Source organism: Zhongshania sp. (genome assembly GCF_041623545.1).
In the GTDB taxonomy this organism is placed as follows: domain Bacteria; phylum Pseudomonadota; class Gammaproteobacteria; order Pseudomonadales; family Spongiibacteraceae; genus Spongiibacter.
Genome location: NZ_JBFJWS010000005.1, coordinates 23,592 through 41,780, shown reverse-complemented (window position 1 = coordinate 41,780; position 18,189 = coordinate 23,592). Strand labels below are relative to the sequence as shown.

Annotated in this window: 9 protein-coding genes; 1 reads left to right on the top strand and 8 read right to left on the bottom strand. The window is 50.4% G+C overall.

The annotated features are described in order from the left end of the window. Positions 1–3: 3 nt before the first annotated feature. Positions 4–996: a GlxA family transcriptional regulator gene (locus tag ABYT30_RS01855; protein ID WP_373077247.1), complete on the bottom strand. Its 993-nt coding sequence runs from the start codon at positions 994–996 to the stop codon at positions 4–6. A gap of 49 nt (positions 997–1,045) precedes the next feature. On the opposite strand from ABYT30_RS01855, the gene ABYT30_RS01850 reads away from it, so the two are divergent. After that, entirely contained in the window at positions 1,046–2,107 is a 1,062-nt protein-coding gene (locus ABYT30_RS01850) for an NAD(P)H-dependent flavin oxidoreductase (protein WP_373077249.1), read from the top strand. 33 nt (positions 2,108–2,140) lie between these two features. Here ABYT30_RS01850 and ABYT30_RS01845 read toward each other — a convergent pair whose 3' ends face one another. The 7 genes from ABYT30_RS01845 to ABYT30_RS01815 all read right to left on the bottom strand — a co-directional run bounded on the left by ABYT30_RS01845 (position 2,141) and on the right by ABYT30_RS01815 (position 18,101). Beyond that, positions 2,141–3,154: a Glu/Leu/Phe/Val dehydrogenase gene (locus ABYT30_RS01845; protein WP_373094967.1), complete on the bottom strand. Its 1,014-nt coding sequence runs from the start codon at positions 3,152–3,154 to the stop codon at positions 2,141–2,143. A gap of 81 nt (positions 3,155–3,235) precedes the next feature. Next, the gene (locus ABYT30_RS01840; RefSeq protein WP_373077253.1) at positions 3,236–6,718 is read right to left on the bottom strand and encodes an indolepyruvate ferredoxin oxidoreductase family protein; all 3,483 of its coding nucleotides are present in this window, start codon (positions 6,716–6,718) and stop codon (positions 3,236–3,238) included. Positions 6,719–7,008: 290 nt separating this feature from the next. Beyond that, complete coding sequence (locus tag ABYT30_RS01835; protein WP_373077255.1) at positions 7,009–7,815, bottom strand: enoyl-CoA hydratase-related protein; 807 nt, start codon at positions 7,813–7,815, stop codon at positions 7,009–7,011. Between the two features lie 150 nt (positions 7,816–7,965). Then, positions 7,966–11,544: a bifunctional proline dehydrogenase/L-glutamate gamma-semialdehyde dehydrogenase PutA gene (putA, locus tag ABYT30_RS01830; RefSeq protein ID WP_373094965.1), complete on the bottom strand. Its 3,579-nt coding sequence runs from the start codon at positions 11,542–11,544 to the stop codon at positions 7,966–7,968. A 108-nt stretch (positions 11,545–11,652) separates the two neighbouring features. Then, positions 11,653–13,674, bottom strand: a complete 2,022-nt coding sequence (locus ABYT30_RS01825; RefSeq protein ID WP_373077259.1) for an ATP-binding protein — start codon at positions 13,672–13,674, stop codon at positions 11,653–11,655. Between the two features lie 525 nt (positions 13,675–14,199). Then, on the bottom strand, positions 14,200–15,552 hold the full coding sequence (locus ABYT30_RS01820) for a phosphotransferase family protein (RefSeq protein ID WP_373094962.1): 1,353 nt from the start codon (positions 15,550–15,552) through the stop codon (positions 14,200–14,202). A gap of 158 nt (positions 15,553–15,710) precedes the next feature. After that, a complete protein-coding gene (locus tag ABYT30_RS01815) occupies positions 15,711–18,101 on the bottom strand; it encodes a TonB-dependent receptor (protein WP_373077263.1) in 2,391 nt (796 codons plus the stop codon). Positions 18,102–18,189 lie beyond the last annotated feature (88 nt).

The following is an 18,189-nucleotide window of genomic DNA, read 5'->3' as shown; positions in this document are numbered from 1 at the left end:
AGTCTAAGCGTGGGGCGTACCAAACTTCAGCCGATACGCCCTCGGACTCAAACCCGTTTTACGTTGAAATAAGCGATTAAACGAACTGGCGTCGGCATAGCCAATCCGCACCATCACTGCATCGGTAGACAGCGCAGTGGCTTCAAATAATTTTTTGGCGGCCTCTATCCGCAGATTTTGCAAATAACTATTTGGAGTATCGCCAACCGCCGCTTTAAATCGGCGCATTAGCGTGCGTGAGCTAATACAAAATCTCGCGGCTAGCTCATCGAGGGAAAACGCCGCGTTGAGGTTTTTCTCTAGATAATCTTGCACCTCTAGCATAAGGGAATCACTATGCTGCTTTTGCCGCGGCAAGGTTAAATACGGCGCTTGTTGGGTGAGGTTGGTATCCACTAATAAGGTGCGCGCACTTTGAGAAGCCACTGCGCGGCCCATGTAGCGTTCAACCATGGTCAGCGCGGCCAGCATTTCTGCGCCGTTGGCTCCGCCCGTCAATAGACGGCCTTCATCGACCACCAGTTGATCTGCTCGTAATGTTATTTCTGGATAACGCTGGCGAAATTGTTCCGCCAGCCACCAGCTCGTGGTTGCAGACAAGCCATTGAGCAAACCGGTCTCCGCCAATACAAAACTGCCCGTGCAGTGGGTACAAATGATGCAATCATTTGCATACTGCCGCTTTAGCCAGTCGATAATATTACGCAGGGAATCTAAGGTTTTGTTAAATTCCCGTCCGCCGGGGTAAGCCATTGCCGGTACCACAATAATGCTGCCCGGCGCCAAATCAACAAAGGGACCATCAACGGCCACCCTAAGTCGCGACGCCGTGACTACCGGCTCACCGGATGCAGACAGGGTTTGCCATTCAAAATCGCCTTCACGGCCCTTGTACTGCTCGCGCCAATGGGCATTAGCAACGGTGTACAAATCTTGTGGGCTTGCCAAGCTACCGGCGTAGCAGTCTTGGTAAGCAATAAAAAACACCTTGGCCACAATCATTTCTCGAGTGCGAAAAGCGGCAGTGTCACTATCAACCCTTTTAATGTCAATACTGACACTACCCTATGACGGCAATTACCTCTACATTAAGGCCTCGAATCACCGCCGATGGAAAATCATTGCCATGAGCTTACCCGCTTCACTTGAAAACCGCCTTCGCCTGCCCGCTGTTGCCGCGCCTATGTTCTTGGCCTCGGGACCTGACTTGGTCATTGAAACTTGTAAAGCTGGCATGGTTGGCTCATTTCCCGCGCTGAATCAACGCACCAGCGACGGCTTCGAGGAGTGGCTAAACACGATCAATGGTGCGCTGAATGAGTTTAATGAGCACAGCGACACGCCTGCCGCGCCATTTGCGGTGAATTTAATTGTGCACAAAAGCAATCCGCGCCTACAGGCTGATCTTGCCTTGTGTGTAAAACATCAGGTGCCCATTGTGATTACATCATTGGGTGCAGTAAAAGAAGTCATTGACGCAATTCACAGCTATGGCGGCGTGGTATTTCACGATGTAATTAACGCACGGCATGCCCGTAAAGCAGCCGACGCCGGCGTTGACGGTTTAATTGCGGTGTGCGCCGGTGCCGGTGGCCATGCCGGTACGACCAACCCCTTCGCGCTCGTTGCCGAAATTAGGGAGTTTTTTGATAAGACATTGCTTTTAGCGGGCGCTATTTCCAAGGGCAATGACATTGCTGCCGCCCAGTTAATGGGCGCTGATTTAGCCTATATGGGTACGCGCTTCCTGAATACCAAGGAGAGCTTGGTACAGCCCGAATACAAGCAGATGATCCTTGACTGCAAGTCCTCGGATATTTTTTACACCCCAAATATCTCAGGCGTATTCGCTAACTTCCTCAAGCCCAGTATCGTGAATGCCGGTCTCGACCCACACAAATTAGAGGCGGTTACCGAAATCGATTTTGGCGACGAACTTACGGTAGATGCAGATACGCCCGACGGTGAAAAAACCGGAGGAGCTTGGAAGGCCATTTGGTCTGCCGGTCAAGGCGTCGGCGCCATTCACAACATTCCTAGCGCCAAAGACCTTGTTCAAAGTTTGGTAAACGAATACCAAGAAGCAACAGCGCGGTTCCGGAATTAAGCGAGCGGAGTAACATCTGTGTACGCTGCGGCTTTACGCCGCAGCGGTTTTCATGGGCCGAAGAAATATCTCCTCGGCTAACTCTTCGGCAACCGTCGCGGTATTCTTACTCAGTTTGTCTGCACGCCGAAAAATTTTTTGTAAAGTCTCGCCTATGCTCTCAACATGAGCGGCGGTATTATCCGAAGAACCCTCTATCCGCTGATGGTAGACATCAATAATACCACCGGCATTGATAACGAAATCCGGCGCGTACAAAATTCCCTGTTGGCGCAGCTGCTCACCCTGAATCGCATTGGCCAATTGATTATTCGCGGCGCCCGCAATTATCCCAGCCTTTATCTGCCCCACGCGCTGTTCATCAATTACCCCGCCCATTGCGCAAGGCGCCAGCACATCGACAGCTAAGCTAAATATCGCCTCGGGACTAACAGACTCAGCGCCAAGGTCTTGCGCCAGCTTGAGATTATTCGGGTTAATATCGGCGACAAATACCACAGCGCCGTCATTAATTAATAACTGGGTCAAATGTCTGCCCACTGCACCTGCACCCTGTACGGCAACCCGAACGCCTTTCAGTGACGTGACATTTTGACGATACGCCAACGCCGCTTTAATGCCGCAGTAGACCCCCTGCGCCGTATAGGGTGACGGGTCACCGCCAAATTGACTGCCATCCATTACCCCAGAAACATAGCGGGTACGCTCGTTGATAATTTTTAGGTCAGCAACGCCAGTGCCGGAATCTTCCGCCGTAATATATTGGCCATTAAGCCCTTCAATAAAGTCACCCATGGCCCGAAATAACAGCCGATTTTTTTGCGTGGCCGGGTCGCCAATAATCACCGCCTTGCCACCGCCCAGCGGCAATCCCGCCAGCGCGGATTTGTAACTCATGCCCCGTGATAGACGCAGAACATCGTCTAGCGCTTGTTCATCGGAGGTGTACGGATACATCCGACATCCGCCTATAGCGGGGCCCAAATTTGTATTGTGCACCGCAATAATCGCCCGCAAGCCGCTGGCATGATCTTCTTTAAAAGCCACTAGCTCATGCCTATCAAAAGACGGGGAATTAAACACTGTCATCTCTATACCCTCGCATTTTTAGTGTGGCAGACCGCCAGTTCAGGCAGCGTTACCAACATCCACTAGCTGCACGATGTCACCGCGCAAGCGCCCCAACAACTGCTGCCGACGAATCCGGTATTGGGCAATCGCCTCGTCTTTAACGTGGCCAAAGCCTCGCACCTCATCGACCAGCGCCACTATTTCAGTGATCAGCGCGATATTGTCGGCGTTAATTTGCGTCAAAAAGCTGTCTAGATCCTCATTAAACTCGGCAAGTAACGCCCGCTCGGTCTTGCGTTCAGCGCTGTAGCCAAAAATGTCCCAGGCACTACCCCGTAAGCCCTTAAGCTTTGCCAGAAAACCGAATGCCGTTAACATCCATGCTGAAAACACTCGCTTTTTAGGAAGACCATCGCGGCCACGCTTAGACAATATTGGCGGCGCCAAATGAAATTGCAGTTTAAAGTCGCCGTCAAAACTGGCTTTAAGTTTTTTCATAAACTCACCGTCGCTATACAGGCGAGCCACTTCGTATTCGTCTTTATAGCTCATCAGCTTATGTAGGCTGCGAGCAAGTGCTTCCGTTAAATTGCCCGCCGCACCGCTGATCTCAATCTCCTTGGCGCGGACTTTTTCTACGCGATCGCGATAGTTTTGGGCATAGGCAAGATCTTGATACTTAATTAAATGCTGAAAGCGAAACTCGATAATGTCATCAAGGTTTTCCAGCGGCGTCCAGTGCTCTACAGCAACACCGGCCGCGGCCATCACCGCCGCCATATTGTCGACAGCGCGGCGCCCCCACAAAAAGGCCTGCTGATTAAATTCAACAGCAACACCATTAAGTTTAATTGCGTGCTCTATCGCTTCAGAACTGATGGGAATGTAGCCCTTTTGAAAGGCGTAACCCAACATAAAAAAGTTTGTCGCCAGGCTGTCGCCGAGTAAATGACTGGCGATCTCTGAGGCCTGAATAAAATCAACTTTCCCTTCACCAACCTCGGTGACGATAAGCTGTTTCATAGCCTCCCCAGGGAATTGCGCATCGCGGTGATACACAAAATCCGCGGTTGTCATTTCCGTGTCGTTAATCACCGCCACGCTGCGCTCGACATTGACCTTGGCAATCGCTTCGTCGGAGCTCGACACCACTAAATCGCAGCCTAGTAAGAGATCCGCATCCCCCGCGGGAATGCGCACTGCATTGATGTCTTCCTGATTATTGGCAACCCGTAAATGACTCACTACCGGGCCAAATTTTTGCGCCAAACCGGTTTGGTTCATGGTCGCGCAGCCCTTGCCTTCAATGTGAGCAGCCATTGCCAATACCGCGGTAATGGTGAGCACGCCGGTGCCGCCGATACCCGTGACCACCAAATTCCATGGGGTGTTCAGGGTTGGCAAGGTCGGTTCAAGCAGCCCCGCAAAGCCGTCACTACTGGCGGCATCAACACTCTGCTTCTTAAGGCCGCCACCAACAACGGACACAAAGCTTGGACAAAAGCCATTAACACAGGAATAGTCTTTATTACAGGCGCTTTGGTCGATTTGACGCTTGCGCCCCAGCTCCGTTTCCTTTGGTAGTACAGACAGGCAATTGGATTTTTTACCGCAATCGCCACAGCCTTCACACACCGCCTCGTTGATAAAAATCCGGCGATCAGGATCAACCATGGTGCCCTTTTTACGGCGGCGACGTTTTTCAGCGGCGCAGGTTTGCTCGTAAATCAGTACCGATACCCCTTCGATCTCCCGCAGCTCTTCTTCAATACTCAGCAGGTCATCGCGGTGATTAACCGTTAAGCCTTCCTCTGTTGGGGTGTCATATTGCTCGGGGTGATCTGACACCAGCGCTATACGCTTAATCCCCTCACCACGCAGTTGTAAAATTAGTTGTTCGACAGTAAGCGTGCCATCAATCGGCTGACCGCCGGTCATGGCAACCGCATCGTTATAGAGGATTTTGTAGGTGATATTTACGCCAGCCGCAACTGACTGGCGAATCGCTAAGCTGCCAGAGTGAAAATAGGTACCGTCGCCGAGATTTTGGAAAACGTGTTTATTCTCGGTGAATGCCGCCTGCCCCACCCAGGTCACCCCTTCGCCGCCCATTTGGGTAAAGGTTATTGCTGGGCGCGAGGGCATCCACGTACTCATATAGTGGCAGCCAATGCCGCCGAGGGCGATGCTGCCCTCTGGCAACTGAGTCGAGGTATTGTGGGGACAACCCGAACAATAATGCGGAGTACGGTTGATGACGCCCTGTTTATTGGCAATAGACTGTTCTTTTTGATTATAGAAATTAAGGCGCTTTTCAATTTCCTCGCTTTTATAAAAGCGGCGAATACGCGAGGCAATCGCCCGTGCAACCATCGCCGGGGTCAGTTCACTGAGGTTGGGCAGTAAATCTGCACCGCTCTCATCGAATTCACCGATGACCCGCGGCCGATCCGCTACCGGCCAGTTATAAAGCTGCCCAGTAATTTGATCTTCAATAATGGAGCGCTTTTCTTCGACGACCAAAATCTCTTCTAGGCCGCGCGCAAACTCGTGCGTGGTTTCCGGCTCCAGCGGCCATGGCATGGCGACTTTGTATACCCGCAGACCAATCGCCGCCGCCTGCTTCTGGTCAATGCCCAAATCTTCTAGGGCCTGCAAGACATCGAGGTAGGCTTTACCACTGGTGACAATACCGAGGCGGGCCTTGGGGCTGTCGATAACAATGCGATTGAGATTATTGGCTCTTGCAAAAGCCCGAGCCGCATAGATTTTGTATTTATTGAGCCGTTTTTCCTGGGCCAGTGGCGAGTCCGGCCAGCGGGCGTGAACACCGTCTTCCGGCATTACAAAATCTTCTGGCAGCACAATATTGACACGGTGGGCATCGATCTCTGCGGATATCGCCGAATCCATATTTTCGGTAATTGCTTTAAAGCCTACCCAGCAGCCCGCATAGCGTGACAGCTCCCAACCAAAAATACCTAAATCCAATACTTCTTGGACATTGGCCGGTGCTAACACCGGAATTGAGGCACCCATAAACATGTGTTCTGATTGATGGGGTAGAGTCGAAGATTTGGCGGCGTGGTCGTCCCCCGCCACTGCGAGCACACCGCCGTAGCGCGATGTACCCACCGCATTGGCGTGCTTAATCACATCCATGCTGCGATCCACCCCCGGCCCCTTGCCATACCACATGCCAAATACCCCGTCGTATTTAGCACCGGGAAACAGACCAACTTCTTGACTGCCACGGACAGCGGTGGCCGCCATATCCTCATTCACCCCAGGCACAAACTGAATATGGTGTTTATCGAGATAGGGCTTGGCTTGCCACAGCGCTTGATCAAGATTGCCCAATGGCGAACCGCGATAGCCGGAGATGAAACCAGCGGTGTTTAAACCGCGCTCCAAGTCGCGTTGATGCTGGAGCATAGGCAGCCTAACCAGAGCTTCGATACCCGTCATATAGGCGCGGGTACTATCAAGCCGGTACTTATCTTCTAAGGATATCTTTAATGCAGCTTTAGACAGGGCCATGTTTGATCCTTCCTATTATTAACAGCGCGACGCCATTAATAAGAGTCTAGACCCAAGTTAGCGAAGAATTTATGTTATTCACTCCAAAATAGGCAAATAGCTTGGCTGATTTATTCCCAAAGACTGTCTTTATAGCAAAATTAATTCCAAAAGAATTAGAGTAGATCCGTAGCTTGATCAAAAAAACGCAATAAACAAGATTTCTTAGACCTGCGCATTAAGCAAAACACCCGCGATTCGTCAAGAACCGCGGGTGTTTTAGGGAGGTCAAACGTAGCTGGGCTGCAAGCCTAGCCCTGGGCTTGCCGAGGAAATACCGGCTCCCGCTTTTCCATGAATGCCTTGAGGGCTTCACGGTGTTCGTCACTATTGCGGCAACGCTGAAAGTTTTTAATTTCCTCTGCAATATAACTTTCGCAACTCATTTCTTGTGCGTTTTTAAGGTTCGCTTTAATACAGGCTAAGGCATTAGTCGGCCCCTCTGCCAAATGCGTCGCCAACCTAGCCACATCGGCTTCGAGTTCTGTGTCGTCGCAGACCTTGCTAAGTAAACCATTAGCAAAAGCTTCCTGGGCGCCATAAACCGGATTTAACAGACAAAACTCCCGCGCTTTACCCGCGCCCATCCACTTGCTTAGGAAATACGCAGCAGCAAAGTCCCCAGACAGCGCAATCTTGGTATGGGCATAGCTTAAGCTTGCGGTACTGTCGGCAACCCGAAAATCACAGGCTAGCGCCAAGGACAAACCTCCGCCCATTGCAGGACCGCGAATCATGGCGATTGTTGGTTTGGGCATTTCATGGAGTAACATTGCTGCCTCAGCGCCCACTCGCAACAGGACTTCGGTAGAGTACTTGCGAGTATGCTCAGCACCTAATGCGAGGTTTTTAATATCTGCACCGGCGCAAAACGCGTCGCCAGAACCTTCCAACACCACCGCACCGACGCTGTCATCTTGCGCGGCTTCCCGCAGGCTCCGATACAGTGTGGTGACCATGTCCTCGTTTATCGCGTTTTTCAGCGCTGGACGACTCAGGGTGATGTACAAAACCCGGCCAAGCCGACGAACACCTACTGAGGCACTATCATTACTCATTATTTTTATCCCGTATTTTGCCAATTAGCCTACGCACCATATTGCTGGCACTGAAGAAATACTACCACCATCAGCCCCTTTGCGCCTCCCAATCGGCGCCAATGAACCAGAAAAGCTAACATATCGTCAATACTGATGCATGTGCTTAGCTCACATGCCAGAATCCAGTGAAGCACCTTGCTCCCGCTCCTCACCGCCCAGTGAGAGTAGGCGGGTATTCCCGCCGATTGCAGCCGTATTAGTACTGATTAGTTTTTCCTCGACCAAGCGCAGCCAACTCGCGGAGTGTAGTGGCTCTGATACCAATACCGGAATACGTCCCGCTAAGCGATTAAGTTGTGACACAACGGCCTCAAGCATAAGGGCGCTAGGCCCCAAAATTAGGCAACTGATATCTGAACGCCAGAAGGCATCTTCACTCACAAGCGCAACGGCGCTGTCACAACTTAAACTCGCGCCCTCAATTTCTGCTTGCCACGCCGCCGGAATCAGCGCCGTAACTCGACAGCCAAGCCGTGTGGCAAGAGCGCAGTAATCGCGACACTCCTGTGGGTCATCCGCTTCGCTATAAATGATATGAACCTGCCTGCGCGCTGATAAATAATACTCATTAGTCTCGCCGGTTGGTCCACGGAGTAATGACTTTGCCGGCGCTCGCTTGTCACTCGGCACCGGTTTATCGCCAGCCTGATAGCGCATTAAGCTCGGCAGATAAAGCGGCCCGCCCGCCTTCGGCCCGGTTCCCGACAAGCCGCGTCCACCAAAAGGCTGCACCCCGACAACGGCGCCCACCATATCCCGATTGATATAAACATTGCCCACCTCAGCAGCTGTGGCAATCTGCTGTGAAATGCCCGTGTTGCGGCTATGGACGCCAAGGGTGAGGCCAAAACCGCTGGCATTCACGTCGGCAATGACTTGCTCTAGCTCACCCGCCTGATAACGAATGACGTGTACTACCGGTCCAAATACCTCTGCAATTAAATCGCTCATGGCCGTAATTTCCACTAAACAGGGCGCAAAGAAGTGACCGTCGGCTAGGTCGAGGGGCAGCTCGCATTGATACAACAGGCGCGCGCGGCTACTCGCCGCTACGTACGCCAAGTGTTGTTGTAATTTTGCCAAGGCATTGCTATCGATAACCGGGCCAATGTCCGTGGCAATCACCGCGGGGTCACCAATGTGTAACTCCGCCATTGCGCCTATCAACATAGCGATAAGCTTGTCAGCGATATCATCCTGCAGGTATAACACCCGCAATGCCGAGCAGCGCTGGCCTGCGCTCAGAAAGCCGGAGCGAATTACGTCGTCGAGCACTTGCTCAGGCAAGGCTGTGGAATCGACAATCATCGCATTTTGACCACCGGTTTCCGCAAGTAAAGGGATCAATGCGTCGCGACGGTTCGTCAAGCGCTTAAACAGCCACGCCCCCGTGGCATTAGAACCGGTAAACATCACCCCCTTTATCCGCGTGTCAGCGGTGAGGATTGGCCCAAGGTCGGGCCCTGCACCCAGCACCAACTGTACGCAGTCGGCAGGCAAATCAAGCGCAGCCAATATTGCGAGGACTTTCTGGGCGATAAGGCTGGTTTGTTCGGCGGGTTTGGCAAGCACCGCATTGCCGGTCACCAAGGCCGCCGCGACCTGCCCGATAAATATTGCCAGTGGAAAGTTCCACGGGCTGATACACAGGATAACGCCCCGAGGTTGCCCGCAGTTACTCGCAGCGGCCAAGACCTGTGCTTGTTCAGCGTAATAACGACAAAAATCAATCGCCTCACGTAGCTCAGCCACGCTGTCTGCTAGCGTTTTCCCCGCCTCCTTAACGCACAACATAATTAAATCAGCTCGCTCGCGCTCAAGACCGTCCGCAAGCCTTTGTAAAAATTCCGCCCGCTTAGTCATTGACCATTCGCGGTGACACACAAAGGCCTGCTGCGCGCGCGTGAGCTTGTCGTCTAAGCTGGCCGCATTATCCCATTGCAGATGCGCGACAAGCTCTTGCGCATCTGCGGGGTTATACACGGCAATATCCCCACTGCCTGGTTTACGGCAGGACCATGCGGCAAGTAATTCGCCGCGCAAGGTATTCAAAGCATGACGATCACTCAAGTCCACGCCTAGGGAATTTTGACGAGACGGCTGATAAATATCCGCAGGTTTGGGGATGATCGAATGATCGCGATGAGCAGGTCTTGCCATATAATCCGCGCGCAAGGCGATAAGTGGATCGCTAAGTAATATGTCTTTGGGAAAGGTGTCAGCCAGTATCTGATTTACAAAGGAGTTATTGGCGCCATTTTCTAGCAGGCGCCTTACGAGGTAGGCCAATAAGTCCCGATGCGGACCAACCGGCGCATACACTCGGCACACCACCTTATCGCTGCGTATTAAGCGCGTATATAGCGATTCGCCCATGCCGTGAAGCCGCTGGAACTCAAAGTCGCCATCGGCGGACGTTGCGCCCTCCTGTTTAGCTCTCGTCAACACCCACGCCACTGTCCACGCGTTGTGCGTGGCGAACTGCGGGTATAACAGCTTTCTATGCTGTAATAATTTGGCGGCGCAGGCTTGATAACAGACATCGGTTTCTATTTTTTTGGTAAACACCGGGTAACCCGCTAGCCCAGCAGTTTGGGCGAGTTTTATTTCGCTATCCCAGTATGCCCCCTTCACCAATCGGACATTTATGCGGCGCCCAAGCTCCCCAGCCAGTGCGGCAAGATAATCAATTAACTGTGGCGTGCGCTTTTGGTAAGCCTGTACCGCAAGGCCAAAACCCTGCCACCCCTGAAGCGCCGAATCCCGATAGACCGCCTCAAACACGTCCAGTGCCAAATCAAAGCGTGCCGCTTCTTCCGCATCGATGGTCAGGGCAATATCGTAATTGCGCGCCTGCAGTGCTAGGCGTTTCAATTTCGGCACTAACTCGATCATGATTCGCTCACGCTGTGGGTCGCTATAGCGTGGATGCAACGCAGATAATTTCACTGAAATGCTGGGACGATCATCGCCCTCCCGCGCTGCGCCCAAACGCGCAATAGCATGCAGATAACCGCGCATATAGCGCTCGGCACCAGCCATGGTACGAGCGCCCTCTCCCAAGATATCATAGGAAAAGCAATGACCTTGAGCTTGCCATTTTTTTGCCTTACGCAGCGCACCGTCAATATCCGCGGCCATAACAAACTCATTGGCCATCGTCTGAATACCGATCTGTGCAGCGTGACGGATTAAAGGCCGCACGCCTACCCGAAGCAAGCGTCGGCATCGACCTTGCAATCCGCGTTCAGGCGCATTTTCGGCTAAGACCCATGCGCCAATATGCAGTGCACTCGCCAACAGCCGCACCGCCCAATTTTCTATTTTTGAGGCGCCACTTAACCAGTCCACACCGGTCAGTTTATCCTTCAACAATTGATCCGACGAGTAGTGATCAGGCACCCGCAGCATCGCTTCAGCGAGCGCCATTAAAGCAATTGTTTGCGGCGAAGACAGGGGAAAGTAGCGCAAAAATCGCTCTAGATAATTGCGATGAACGCGGTCGTCGCGAATGGCGTCAAACATTGACTCAGCCCGGGCGGCCACGGCGCCTCTCGCCTCGCCGATGTCAGCCAGTGGCAATAGATCAAGCAATATGTCTTGGCCATCAGCAAGCCATTGCGCTTGCATTTGCTGCCGTAAATAAGGGCTAGCGACTTTCTCGCGGTAGATAAAGGTATCCGTCATCACATCCGCCTTGTTTGGCACAGATATGACTCAATAATAGTGCACTAGCCACGGCTTGGCCGCAGAAGTTTGTATTGATTGCTGTAAACGAGGGAGGCGGCGAAAGAATCACACTGTTAAGGGCCCAGCCGGTACCTCAGTTTTCTTCAATGGCAGCTCAAACCAAAATGTCGCGCCATCACCCGGCACAGACTCGTAGCCAATCCATCCTTCCATATGCTCAATCAGCTCATGAGTAATCGCCAAACCTAAGCCGGAGCCGCCTTGCTTACGCGTATCTGAAGAATCCGCCTGCGAAAAGCGCTGAAAGATTGCACCGCGAAAAGACAGGGGAATCCCACTGCCCTGATCGGCCACTTCAACTCGGACTTTATCTGTGCTGGCCTTTACTGACACTTCAACCGTCGAGCCCTTAGGTGAGAATTTAATGGCGTTTGACAACAGGTTGGTAATTACCTGCTGAAGACGCAAGGCTTCAACTCTCACTTCAGTACCAACGCAGTCGCCACTGTGAAAAACAACATTAATTTTTTTCTCAGCGCCGTAATGACTTAGCGTCTCAATGGTTTGTGTTATTAAGGGCAACAGGGGCTGCCAAGTCAGATTAAAGTTTAGTTGGCCCGCCGTAATTTTCTCGATATCCAATAGGTCGTCTATCAACAACTTTAAACGCTGACTATTTTTACCGGCAATATTCAGCATTTGCGCTATTGCCTCGGGTACCGGGCCCAATGCACCTCCAGCGATGAGCTCTAAACTCCCCGAAATTGAAGTTAATGGTGTTCGCAGCTCGTGACTCACAGTCGCGAGAAATTCACTTTTGATATTGGCGAGGCGCTTACGTTCAGTAATATTTTCAGCGATACCCAGATAGCCGGTGATCTTGCCGGAGGTTGAGCGCATTGTCGTCACCACCAAAATAACTGGAAAGCGATGACCATCTTTATGAACATAGGTCCATTCCCGAGCTTCCTTTCCCTCGTATTCAGACTTAAGGACAAAGACCTTAAAACCGGAAACGGGGCGACCAAACTCTTCACTCAATTCCTTTCCCCGCGCCGCGACTTCGCCCTCGACATGAAATAAGGCGGGCGTGTGCTGCCCAATCAAATCACCTGCCTGGTAACCCAGCATACGCTCTGCCCCAGAGTTAAAAATAGTAATGACGCCGGAGGTATCAGTTGCAATAATGCCAAACTCCGATGCTGCGGCTAGCACCGACTGCAATAAATCATTGGTCGCGCCAAGTTCCCAATGCGCGAGCTGCATTTCACCTAAGGCCTTTTCAGCTCGCTCTTTCTCAACACCGACCCGCGCCATTAACTCTTCTTGACTAAAAACCAATGCAAAAGACCGAGTGGTCAGAAAAGCCCTAATAACACCGTAACTTAATATAATAAAACCAATCGCAAAAATGACATGGGCTAGCCACCAAATGTGATTCCACGGCGCGCTAAGTAAAAACGCCGCTGACGATTGCGCAAAAAACAGCAATGACACCGTAAATATCGTCATTAACGGCGAACCAATGCCGCGCTTAATGACGATAAAGATACAAAAGAGGGACACAGCCAAGGAACATATTTCGAGGGCACGCTGAAGTCTCGGCGCCCAACTACTTTCGGCCAAATTAAAAACAAGAATATTGATTGATAGAAATACCACGAGCCAAATCAACCACTGTTGATACCCAGCACGGCTATTCAGAGCAATATTCGGCCGTTCGTACATCAACAGACCAACGAAAAAGCAGCTAACCATCGTCAAGCGACTGGCTGGCCCATACAGCACAAACTGCCAAATATTAGTGCTGGCCATGCGCGTGAATATGCCGTGGCAGGCGTAAATGATGGTAAAACCCCAAAAACCCCATGCCAGCCAACGCAAAAACCGCTCACCAGAATACTGAAAACATCGCCAAGCTATCCAGGCAATAAAGGCGCTCTGACATAACGCGACCATAATCGCAATTTCATGGCCTAGATGGCTGGTGAAACGGAGTTGCGGATCTTGGAAAAAGTAGAGGTAGCCAATGCTAAAAGAGGGAATAAAGCTTAAGAAGATAGTGATTGCAGTAGCGTATAAAGCACTCAAGCTAACAACAGCATCTCGCGAATTATGAGTACGCATACACTACCTATTTAAGTAAACTCTCTCTAAATAAAAATATTGCTAAAAATTAAATAGGCAGCACAAACAAGACTACATAGTAGTCCGAACCGCCGATTTATAACTTAGGTATCATTTAGTAAGAATACAAACAGTACAAGCCGCGATGCTGACTACCTCCATAAGCACATACCCTTACAAACCCTTACAAACCCTTACAAACCGTCGATTCAATATTAAAATTCAATCGGCTACCGCCTAATGTGCCATTCCTTCACCAGCAGCTTACTAAGCAATTCCAACAATAACTATGATTGCGACTAATCACTACGCTATAAAAGTGGGTTGGTTTGGCATTGAGCAACCTCACCACAAATGACTGCTCAGGGTGGCACGAACACACGTAAGTAGTTCGGAATAAAAGCATATAGCCGCGCAGGAACTGGACTTCCCACAAACTTAGCCAGCGTCGTGCTGGAAAGCTTACCAGTAGCAGTGCGGTAAAAAACCGACACCAACGAGTAGTCGTGTATTTATTATGCGTTCTTAATTTGCGTTATTCAGAGCTAGCTGCATAAATAAGGACGTAAACCCCAGCTCAACCATGGTATAGCGCAGATTGTTGTTATCGCCATTTTGTAAATTCAATGTCGCGTGATTTGCCGCCAAACTAGCACGTAAGGCTGCATATGCCATACCGAAATTCATAGTGCGCTCATCCGGTTCTCGACCGCCGTGGGCAAGATAGTGAGCAAGAAATTTGTCCCAAGCAATGTGCTCAGAAATATGTGGTTTAATATACGCTAAATCCTGCTCCGGCGCGCCAAAACCAGCGCATTCCCAGTCCAGAATTACCGAAATATGGCCCTGATCAACCAACACATTATGAATATTAAAATCGCCGTGCACCAAAACTGGTGGTCGTGTGTCCTGTGGAATATTGCTTTCAAGCCAAATCATTAACCAAAGTAAATATGGTGACGGCAAATGGACTTGCTCTTCAAGGTAATTAGTCCAAGCTGCCAAATTAAGACGATAGGCGTCTGCAACAGAGCCGTTAATAATATCTGGCGAATCATATTTACTGGCATAATCAGAAAAAGTAGCCAGCGGAATTTGGTGTAAACGCGCAAGCATCTCAGCAAGTTCGAGAAAAACCTGCTCAGGCATTGTTTGCTTCATGCCGTGGAGAAATTCGCCTGGCGCCTCTCCGCGGTTGCGTTTCATAATATAAAAATCACCATCAACACCCTTCCAATTCGCGGCATAGGCGATAGGTCTGGGCGAGGGATAATCTGTTGACGCAAGTGCGCCCAACAAACTGTGTTCATTATCAAGCAAGCACGCACCATGCATCATGACTGGCATAGGGTCCGACTTCCGAACTACTAGTTCATGCAGTTCGCCCTGATCATAGTAGGTACATAGATATGTTTGTTTGCCAAATCCACCAGTTAAAGGCTCAAACTTTTCGAGACTAATTACACCCTGCTCTGGGCTTCGTAAGTTGTTAATAAAATCTTCTAGCAGCCCCTTACTCAGCGCAACACCTTTTCCAGTAGGAACCTTATCTTTAGGTAGCGGCAATTGCGCATCGCGAGTGTAATACGCGAGTTCCCACTCCGCCGCCCGCCGCAACATGCCTATTATCTCTTCCTTAGCGACATCGGAACACAGCAGCTTTTTACACAGCTCTGTTAAGGTGACTGTTAACTTAGAATATCGCTCACTCAATTCTGCAAAACTGGCACATTGACCAAGGTGTATTTCCTCATGAGTACAGTCAAGTAGCTTCGCTATTTTCAAAGCAAGCTTATCCCCTTCGTCAATGCACTGCTGCAGCATTTTTGGTGCAGTAGTTTCGCGTTTGCGCAATTCGGTCAAAATGCTTCTAATCATTGCTGCGCAAGTTTGCGCCGACGAGGTCCTCAACTCTGGCATTACCAGCTCGTCTAGTGCAGTTATAACTAAAGACAAATATCTGTCATTACTGTTAATCTGCATAACATGACCTATATTTTAATAATTGGCTCGCACAGCGCCGCACACCGTTAAACTTATTCATATTTATAGTTAAAACTAATACCTAATGTACGAGTCATCCCAACATAGCGAGCGATAGTATCAGCACCGGTTTCAAACATACCACTGGTGTAAACTTTATCTGTAATATTGCGAGCCCATAAAACAGCCTTCCAGTGCTGATCTGCAGCTCCGACATGACAGCGGCCATTCAACAGGGTGTAAGCATCAATCGCAAATAATTTCTCTTCAGTAATGAGTGCATTGGTCTGGTCACTATAATTCACATCAGCACCAACACCCATTTCCAGTGTATCCGATATGGCCCAGACGTAATCCGCGATTGCCGTCACCTCGATTTCTGGCGAAAAATTAAATTTATTGCCCGCAAGATCCACTTGCTCACCTTGACGATCCAAAGTCACCCCTTCTTTCACTTCCGTTACGAGGTAACTGACGGAAAAACCAACAAAAACGCCTTTTACAGGTTTTACGCTAACTTCTATCTCTGCGCCAAAGACTTCAGAGTCAGGCACGTTAACTAAGATAGGTAGTGGGCCGAACACCTGATCGTAGGTGCGACCTAACAGCTGCTTATCCATATAGTCATAATAGAAGCTTGCCAAGTTTATCTTGAGGCCTCGCGAGAAAAAATCGGTCTTCACCCCAACTTCAAAAGCGGTTAGTCGCTCCTGTGTCGCCGGCCGATACTGATCCTGACTCGACGATGCCAAAACTGGAAAGCTACCCGACTTAAAGCCACGACTAAAGGTGGCATATAAAAAATCGTCCTCCGTCGCTTGCCAGCCACTGGTGATCCTCCATACGAAACTTTCTTCTCGTAATACATCACTATATAAGCCAGGCTCTTTTTTATTTGGTGCGCCGGGCACATCAGACTCTTCCTCACCAAGGGTCAAACAATCCCCCGGGCGAATACCGCCGCTCCCCCCCGAGGATATGCTAATTAAATTTAAGACGTTCCCGTAACCGACCCCGGTCGAATTATTTGGGCTGTCAATAGTACAGCCTGAAAACGCGCGCTTCTCGAAGTTATAACGAAAACCAGTGGTGATCGTTACTGACTCCGACGTGCGCCAGTAAACATTATTAAATATTGCCTGTGTCGCAGCCTGCTGTTCGCCAAAGGTATCAACTCGATTACCAACTACCGAGCTAAGCCCCGTAGAGTCCGAGGGATCCGGCGGCGCGAATGACGAGCTTGCATGATCGATAAACACCGACTGGTACTCATAGACATCATCATGAGTAGAAAAAAGACCTATCATCCAGTCCGCGTTATCCCCCCATGCTCCGTCTAACCTAAGCTCAAGAGCATACGCAGTGGTATCTACGAAAAGTTCGCGCTCCGCATTACGCACAGATAATCCACTTTGCGGAATAATTGAGTGGTCATTTTTAAATGTTGCGTAAGACAATAGCGCCGTTAGTGTCTTTGTGGGTGACACTTTCCACTGTGAGCTCGATGCAATCATTAAAAATGTCTCTTTAAGCCGCCATTCTAAGTCCGCCCAGTCTGCAATATTATTGTTATCTGTATCCCTAGGCACTATGGGGTGATTGCGAACATCTCGCGGCAAGCCCCTGTCTTGTGGCACGCGGCCAGTAGATAGCAGTCTTGACGAAACTGCATTTTGAAGGCGCAAAGCGATAACTTGTGGTGCTTGAGGCTCACCGCGATCGGTCCACATCATCACCGAAAAGGTATTTTCAAAACTTTCACTCGCTTGCCACACTAGGCTGCCGCGGGCCGAGGATTTATCCACCCTGCCAAGATGATCCTTTGGCCGAGTTAGGCTTTTTTGCCAGCCTTTACCCGATTCCACATGCCGAATAGCCAAGCGTCCCCCGAGTTTATTGGCCATTGGACCGCTAATATAAGCTTCTATATCTGCCGTTTCATAGTTGCCATAACCGGCGGTATACGCTGCCTCGAACTTTTCACCGGGGCGCTTGGAAATGTAGTTCACCACACCGGCGGTTGTGTTACGACCGTAAAGCGTGCCCTGGGGGCCCTTTAGGATTTCAATCCGTTCTACATCGAGATTAACGCCCTTGGTGAAAACGGGATACGCGAGGTTTTGTCCGTCAATATACATTCCAATTGTGGCGGTAGCGGTTTGACTTGCTTCATTAAAGCCAACCCCCCGCAGTGTGTAAATGGGCGTAGAATAGCCACTGTCAGAAACGTTAAAACTGGGGATAAGTCTACCAAGGTCCCGCATATCCATTAAACCGAGATTGATAACGGCATCACCAGTAATAGCAGTGATAGACATTGGCACCCGGCCTATGGGTTCGGGCTTCTTTTGGGCTCGAACAATAACCTCCTCCATGAGGATTCCACGACGCAGATGACGGTCGTCAGACTGATCGACAGTCAGTTTTGCTTGAACATCGTGCATAGCAAAATTGATTACAAGCAATAGACAGCTAGGAGCCTTGCAGAGGGCAGCCCGCCTGCTAAGCGCCTTCATCGGTTCGTGTTTATTA

Excerpts from the sequence above, each read along its gene's own strand:
- ABYT30_RS01850 (WP_373077249.1), top strand. The coding sequence starts at position 1,046 with ATGTCAATACTGACACTACCCTATGACGGCAATTACCTCTACATTAAG.
- ABYT30_RS01840 (WP_373077253.1), bottom strand. The coding sequence starts at position 6,718 with ATGGCCCTGTCTAAAGCTGCATTAAAGATATCCTTAGAAGATAAGTAC.
- ABYT30_RS01835 (WP_373077255.1), bottom strand. The coding sequence starts at position 7,815 with ATGAGTAATGATAGTGCCTCAGTAGGTGTTCGTCGGCTTGGCCGGGTT.
- putA (WP_373094965.1), bottom strand. The coding sequence starts at position 11,544 with ATGACGGATACCTTTATCTACCGCGAGAAAGTCGCTAGCCCTTATTTA.
- ABYT30_RS01825 (WP_373077259.1), bottom strand. The coding sequence starts at position 13,674 with ATGCGTACTCATAATTCGCGAGATGCTGTTGTTAGCTTGAGTGCTTTA.
- ABYT30_RS01820 (WP_373094962.1), bottom strand. The coding sequence starts at position 15,552 with ATGATTAGAAGCATTTTGACCGAATTGCGCAAACGCGAAACTACTGCA.
- ABYT30_RS01815 (WP_373077263.1), bottom strand. The coding sequence starts at position 18,101 with ATGCACGATGTTCAAGCAAAACTGACTGTCGATCAGTCTGACGACCGT.